Annotated in this window: 4 protein-coding genes; 2 read left to right on the top strand and 2 right to left on the bottom strand. The window is 72.8% G+C overall.

The window, feature by feature from the left end; translation table 11 throughout:
• A partial coding sequence (locus BLT23_RS41040; protein ID WP_176947011.1) for a HAMP domain-containing protein occupies positions 1-491 on the bottom strand: 491 nt, incomplete at its 3' end.
• A 191-nt stretch (positions 492-682) separates the two neighbouring features.
• Here BLT23_RS41040 and BLT23_RS31050 point away from each other — a divergent pair.
• Positions 683-2,068 carry a PP2C family protein-serine/threonine phosphatase gene (locus BLT23_RS31050; RefSeq protein ID WP_090055588.1) on the top strand — a complete coding sequence of 462 codons (1,386 nt, stop codon included), beginning with the start codon at positions 683-685 and terminating at the stop codon, positions 2,066-2,068.
• A gap of 1 nt (position 2,069) precedes the next feature.
• Here the strand turns inward: BLT23_RS31050 and BLT23_RS31045 are convergent, their stop codons facing one another.
• Positions 2,070-2,918: a helix-turn-helix transcriptional regulator gene (locus BLT23_RS31045; RefSeq protein ID WP_090055587.1), complete on the bottom strand. Its 849-nt coding sequence runs from the start codon at positions 2,916-2,918 to the stop codon at positions 2,070-2,072.
• Between the two features lie 114 nt (positions 2,919-3,032).
• Between BLT23_RS31045 and BLT23_RS31040 the strand changes: the two genes are divergently transcribed.
• Positions 3,033-3,983 (top strand): SDR family oxidoreductase, encoded by a 951-nt coding sequence (locus BLT23_RS31040; RefSeq protein WP_090055585.1) that lies wholly within the window; start codon positions 3,033-3,035, stop codon positions 3,981-3,983.
• Positions 3,984-4,012: the final 29 nt, after the last annotated feature.

Below are 4,012 nucleotides of genomic sequence, written 5' to 3'. Positions count from 1 at the left end.
AGGTCGCGCCACGTCCCGGCGACGCCGGGGACCTTGGCCTGGCCGCCGAGACGGCCCTCGGTGCCGACCTCGCGGGCGACGCGGGTGACCTCGTCGGCGAACGACGACAGCTGGTCGACCAGGCCGTTCACCGTCGAGCCGAGCGTGGCGAACTCGCCGCGCAGGGTCTGGTCGGACATGCGCTTGGTCAGGTCGCCCTCGGCGACGGCGGCGAGCACCCGGCTCAGCTCCGTCGTCGGCCTCATCAGGTCCTCGACCAGGCCGTTCACCGAGTCGGCGATCAGCGACCAGCCACCGGCGGTGCCCGCGGGCGCCACCCGTTCGGTGAGCCTGCCCTCCTGGCCGACGGCCTGCCGGACGCGGCCCAGCTCACCGGCGAGCCACTGGTTGCGCTCCGCGATCTCGTTGAACACGTCCGCGAGGGCGGAGACGGGCCCGTTGCCCGGCACGACCAGCCTGCGGCGGAAGTTGCCGTCACGCAGGTCCTTCATCGCCGAGAGAACCCTGTCGAGGGTCGCGTCCGTCTCTTCGTTGGCCGTGGTCACTCCAAGCCTCCGTGCCTCGGTGGTCGCAGCCAAGCCTGCCACGTTAGGTTGGGAGCGAGGTAACTTGATGCCGCGATGCACGCCGACAAGCCGCAGGAGGCCGTGATGACCCGGCCGTCCGGGCGGGACGACAGCGGATGAGCAGCGCCGTGGGCATCGACCTGGACGGCTGGCAACGCCTGGTGGACGGGCTGCGCGAAGCCGTTCTCGTCGTGGACCCCTCGGGCGTGGTGCGCGTCCGCAACGCCGCGGCCGCGGACCGGTTTCCGCGGCTGGGCCTCGGCGAGCGCTTCGACGTGCACGTCGCGGGCCGTCAGCACGACCTCGGCGACGGCTGGAGCGCCTGGTACTTCACCGACTCGGCCCTCGACCACGCGCACCTGCGGCTCGCCGGCGGCACGTCCCGCGAGGTCACGCTGAAGACGATCGTGCAGCTCGCGGCGGAGTTGCTGGGGGAGCACTGCGTCGCCGTCGTGCCCGCCACGCGCGACCGCCTGGAGTGGTGGCGGTGCGGCGGCGGGGAGCCGACGGTCACCCGCACGCCCCGCAGGGCCTCCACCATCAGCGAGGTGCTGACCGGCACGTCCACCATGACGAGAATCACCTCTTTGGGTGAAGGTAGCTGGGGCGTGCCGGAGGACTTCGGCACCGCGCTGGCGGTTCCGCTGGGTGTCGGCGGCGCGTTGGTGGTCGTGCGGCGCGGCGACTTCGCGCCGAACGACGTCGAGCGCGTCCGGTTGTTCGGCAAGCACGCCGCCGCGGCGCTGGAGTCGTCGTCGAAGCTCACCGAGCAGCAGCGCACGATCGAGATCCTGCGTTCGGCGCTGTTGCCGCTGCCGTTGCCCGAGGTGCGGGGAGTCGCGCTCGGGTCGGTGTTCATCCCGGCGCACCAACGCGCGCTGGTCGGCGGCGACTTCTACGACGTGCACCCGCGCACGGACGGGTCGGCGACGTTCGCGCTGGGCGACGTCTGCGGCCACGGCCTGGAGGCCGCGGTCCACAGTGGACGGGTGCGGCAGTCGTTGCAGGCGCTGTCGCTCGTCGAGACGAACCCGGTGCGGCTGCTGCACCTGCTCAACACGTCGTTGCGCGCCACCGGGTCCAAGCTCTTCACCACACTCGTCGTGGGTGAACTGGTGCCGCTGGCGGCCGGGGGAGCGCGCCTGTCGCTCGCGTCCGGCGGCCACCCGGTGCCGCTGGTGCTGCGGGCGGACGGCACCGTGCACGAGGTGAGCACGACCGGTGCGATCGTCGGCATCCTCGCGGACGTCCGGTTCTCCGGCGAGCAGGTCACGCTCGCGCCGGGCGACACGCTGGTGCTGTACTCCGACGGCTTCACCGAGGCGCGGGCGCACACCGACCGCACCGAGCTGTTCGGCGAGAAGCGGCTGCGGGCCGTGCTGAAGGAGTGCAAGGGCCGGTCGGCGGAGGAGATCGCCCGGCACTGCGAGCAGGCCGTGCTGAAGTGGCTGGACCGCGACGACCACGACGACCTGGCGCTGCTGGCGGTCCAGGCCGTCTGAGCTACGGCACGGGCGTGATCTGGGTGCCGACGACGGAGAGCAGCCGCAGCTTCTCGTAGCTCTCGGTGCCGGGGGTGGCCGTGTAGACGAGCAGGATGTGCGACTGGTCGGGGTCGAGCAACGTCTGGCAGTGCAGCTCGATCGTCCCGAGCGACGGGTGGACGTAGCGCTTGACCTCCTTGAGCCGCAGGCCGATCTCCTGCCGCTCCCACGCCGTCCGGAACTCCGCGCTGCGGGCCAGCAACAGGTCGGCGTACTGCGCGGCGCGCGACCGGGGTCCCCGCCGCGTCACGGCCTCGCGCAGCCCGGAGGCGAACACCCGGCCCAGGTGCTCGTGGTCGGCGGGGTCGTAGACCTCCCGGCTGGAGGGGTCGGTGAACCACCGGTAGCCGAGGCTGCGGGCGGGGCCGGTGAACCGGGTCGCGTCTCCGGTGAGCGCGATGCCGAGCGGGGTCTGCCGCAGCGTCTCGCCCAGCTCGGTGATGACCTCGGCCGGGGTGTCGTGCAGGCGGTCGAGGATGCGCGCGAGGCCGGGGCTCACGTGCTCGCCGAGCAGGCCCCGTGCGGGTGGCGCGTGCCCGGCGAGCCGGAACAGATGGTCGCGCTCGTCCAGCGAGAGGTGCAGGCCCTGCGCGATGGCCGCGATCATCTCCGGTGACGGGTGCGGTCCGCGTTCCTGTTCCAGCCGCGCGTAGTAGTCGGCGGACATCGTGCACAGCGCGGCCACCTCCTCGCGCCGCAGGCCGTTCGTCCTGCGCCGCGGTCCACGCGGGAGGCCGACGTCCTCCGGCTGCAACGCCTCCCTGCGCGACCGCAGAAAGGCCGCCAGTCCTGCTCTGTCGATCGCCACGGGTCTCTTTCTAGCGCTCCCCGGTCGCCGTATCCACGGATCGTCAGGTCCTGGATCAGGCTCGCGCGGTCCGGCCACTGTGGAGGCAACACCACGACGAGCAGGGAGAACGTGATGGCTCGCAAGGAGTTCGACGTAGAGGTCCCCGACCTGACCGGCAAGCGCGCCGTCGTCACCGGCGGCAGCGACGGCGTGGGGCTGGGCATCGCCCGGCGGCTGGCGGCGGCCGGCGCCGAGGTGGTGCTGCCGGTCCGCAACCACCGCAAGGGCTCCGAAGCCGTCGCGGCCATCCTTCGCCAGGTGCCGGGCGCACAGGTCTCGCTGCGCACGCTCGACCTCTCCTCGCTGGAGTCGGTGGCCGCGCTGGGGGAGACGTTGCTGGCGGAGGACGTGCCCGTGCACGTCCTCGTCAACAACGCGGGCGTCATGACGCCGCCCCGCCGCATGACCACCGCGGACGGGTTCGAGCTGCAGTTCGGCACGAACCACCTGGGCCACTTCGCGCTCGTGCGGCACCTGCTGCCGCTGCTCAAGGCCGGCCGCGCCCGCGTCACCTCGCAGATCAGCGTCGCCGCCGACTTCCACGCCATCAACTGGGACGACCTGAACTGGGAGCGGTCCTACCACGGTCCCAAGGCGTACAGCCAGTCGAAGATCGCGTTCGGCCTGTTCGGCCTGGAGCTGGCCCGGCGCAGCGCCGAGGAGGGCTGGGGGATCACGAGCACCCTCGCGCACCCCGGGATCGCGCCGACGAGCCTGCTGGCCGCGCGGCCGGAGATCGACCGCGCCTCCGACAACCCCGGCGTGCGGCTGATCCGGTTCCTGTCGGCCCGCGGCGTTCTCTTCGGCACGGCCGAGTCGGCGGCGCTGCCCGCCGTGCTCGCGGCGACGGCCCCGGAGCCGGGCGTCTTCTACGGCCCGGGCGGACCGCGCCACCTCGGAGGCCCGCCCGCCGAGCAGGCCCTCTACCGCCGCCTGCGCGACGCGGACGAGGCCAGGCGGGTGTGGGAGGTGTCCGAGGAGCTGGTGGCTACCGGACTCCGTGCGGGCGGAACTGGACGCTGATGCGCGGCCCGACGACCTTCGAGGTCTTC

The sequence above is a fragment of the Lentzea fradiae genome, from assembly GCF_900100955.1.
In the GTDB taxonomy this organism is placed as follows: domain Bacteria; phylum Actinomycetota; class Actinomycetes; order Mycobacteriales; family Pseudonocardiaceae; genus Lentzea; species Lentzea fradiae.
This window is presented reverse-complemented; position numbering and strand designations above follow the sequence as displayed.

Bases quoted from the DNA above. Each gene is read 5' to 3' on its own strand.
- BLT23_RS31040 (WP_090055585.1), top strand. From the start codon at position 3,033: ATGGCTCGCAAGGAGTTCGACGTAGAGGTCCCCGACCTGACCGGCAAG.
- BLT23_RS31050 (WP_090055588.1), top strand. From the start codon at position 683: ATGAGCAGCGCCGTGGGCATCGACCTGGACGGCTGGCAACGCCTGGTG.